Source organism: Candidatus Symbiopectobacterium sp. (assembly GCF_020054415.1).
Taxonomy (GTDB): domain Bacteria; phylum Pseudomonadota; class Gammaproteobacteria; order Enterobacterales; family Enterobacteriaceae; genus Symbiopectobacterium.
The window spans coordinates 1-2145 of the sequence record NZ_JAHWCO010000179.1 but is presented as its reverse complement, the minus strand read 5'-3'; the positions used below and the strand labels follow the sequence as shown (position 1 = coordinate 2145).

General features: G+C 51.3%; 1 protein-coding gene and 2 pseudogenes. 2 read left to right on the top strand and 1 reads right to left on the bottom strand.

Annotated features, from left to right (window positions below; genetic code table 11):
• Window positions 1-142 precede the first annotated feature (142 nt).
• Window positions 143-1486: an NADP-specific glutamate dehydrogenase gene (gdhA, locus tag QZ506_RS05395; RefSeq protein WP_291969597.1), complete on the bottom strand. Its 1344-nt coding sequence runs from the start codon at window positions 1484-1486 to the stop codon at window positions 143-145.
• Between the two features lie 424 nt (window positions 1487-1910).
• Here gdhA and QZ506_RS05390 point away from each other — a divergent pair.
• Both QZ506_RS05390 and QZ506_RS05385 read left to right on the top strand, forming a co-directional pair.
• Window positions 1911-2018, top strand: a pseudogene (locus QZ506_RS05390) (IS1 family transposase); the annotation flags it as partial.
• Between the two features lie 28 nt (window positions 2019-2046).
• Window positions 2047-2145 (top strand): annotated as a pseudogene (locus tag QZ506_RS05385) (IS1 family transposase); the annotation flags it as partial.

The window sequence follows — 2145 nt, the reverse complement described above, 5'->3', positions numbered from 1 at the left end:
GTGCTGCGGGCGTACGCCGATGGCCACTTTACTCGATGGAAAACGGATCTGGGCAGAAAAGAATCTGAACCAGATGTAATCTGACAGACACCTGTATAAATAATCGGTAACTGTCAGATCAGGTCTGAGCTAGTACATATCGTCACACTACGCCCTGTGCCAGCATCGCATCTGCCACTTTCACAAAGCCCGCGATGTTCGCTCCGCGCACGTAGTTGGTGTATTGACCTTCGCCGCCGAAATCTACGCACGCATGGTGGATATCCAGCATGATGTGGTGCAAACGCGCATCCACTTTCTCCGCTTTCCAGCCCATGCGCGCCGCATTCTGTGCCATTTCCAGCCCAGAGGTTGCGACACCACCGGCGTTTGCCGCTTTGCCCGGCGCAAACAGTACATTGGCTTCCAGGAAGGCATCCGTCGCTTCTATCGTGGTCGGCATATTGGCACCTTCCGCCACGGCTTTCACCCCGTTAGCAATCAGCGTCTTGGCACTGGTCAGGTCCAGCTCATTCTGCGTGGCGCACGGCAGTGCGATGTCCACGGGCACGTTCCACGGCGTTTGGCCCGGCAGGTATGTAAGACCTGCTTCGTACGCGTAATCCTCCACACGGCCATAACGTTGGTTTTTGATATCCGCCAGCAGCGCCAGTTTCTCCGGCGTGAAGCCCGCATCATCCACGACCGTGCCGTTGGAGTCCGAAGCGGTAATCACACGAGCACCCAGAGACAACGCTTTTTCAATGGCATGCTGCGCCACGTTACCGGACCCGGAGACTGCAACACGCATGCCCTCAAACCCAAGGCCGTGACGCTCCAGCATCGCGTGCGTGAAGTAGACTAGCCCATACCCTGTCGCTTCCTGGCGAATCAGACTGCCGCCAAAAGAGAGTCCTTTACCGGTAAACACACACGCGGTGTTGTTGGTCAGCTTTTTCATCATCCCAGTCATAAAGCCCACTTCACGACCGCCCACACCGATGTCTCCGGCAGGTACGTCAGTATCCGGCCCCAGATGGCGATACAGTTCCGCGATCAGCGCCTGACAGAAGCGCATCACTTCACCATGGCTTTTACCTTTGGGATCGAAATCGGAACCGCCTTTACCACCGCCCATTGGCAGCGTGGTCAGCGAGTTTTTAAATGTTTGCTCGAAACCGAGGAATTTGAGAATGGAGAGGTTCACCGAAGGGTGGAAACGCATCCCGCCTTTATACGGACCAATGGCGGAACTGAACTGCACGCGCCAAGCGCGGTTGACCTGCACCTGACCTTTGTCATCCGTCCAGGCAACGCGAAACTGGATAACACGCTCTGGCTCGACCAGACGTTCCAGCAGGCTTTGCTCTGCATAGAGCGGATTCTGTTCCAGAAACGTCCACAGGGTAGAGAAAACTTCCCTGACCGCCTGAGAAAACTCCGGCTGATGCGGGTCGCGCTGCTGAACCTGATTGAGAAAACTTTCCAGAGAGACTAATTGAGTCATTACCAACTCCTGCAAAAAAGAAAAAGCGTCCGGTGGACTGTGCTTTTTTATCTCGCACCCTTTCATGCGCAGCAAAGTGCCTGGCAGAGTGAAAACGGTGAAAGTTATGCACGTTAAAAGCCTGTGGGATCGCGGTTGAATGATGTTGTGCCGCTTCGACTATAGCACTGCTGGTGGATATTCAAGCAAGCTTTTTTTAAGGTTTTATATGCTTAAAAACCAATGAGATAGGCACTTACGCTCACATAAAAAATGATAAAAATTTGTCATAAGTTTTTGTTATATAACAAAAGAAAGTGCAAATTAGTGCACAAAAAAGCGGTTAACAGAGGGGAGGTAAAAAAATGCGATCAACTAAAAAATCGGTCGTGTATTCAATATGTTGATTGCAGTGTGAAATGTCCGGTTTTGGATGTGGAATACAGTGGCTAAAGTTGATGTAAGATGCCCGTTTTGTGAACAGAAATCTCCTGTGAAAAAACACGGTTATGGCAAAATTGGCCATCAGCGTTACCGTCGTCAGTCATGCAAACACGGATGGCTACAGGGCTTACAACGACGAACTTCCAAAAGTAAAACACATTGTTAGCAAGCTGTATACACAGCGTATTGAGCGTACACATCTGACGCTGCGTAACCGATTGCAACGGCTCAATCGC

Bases quoted from the DNA above. Each gene is read 5' to 3' on its own strand.
- gdhA (WP_291969597.1), bottom strand. From the start codon at position 1,486: ATGACTCAATTAGTCTCTCTGGAAAGTTTTCTCAATCAGGTTCAGCAG.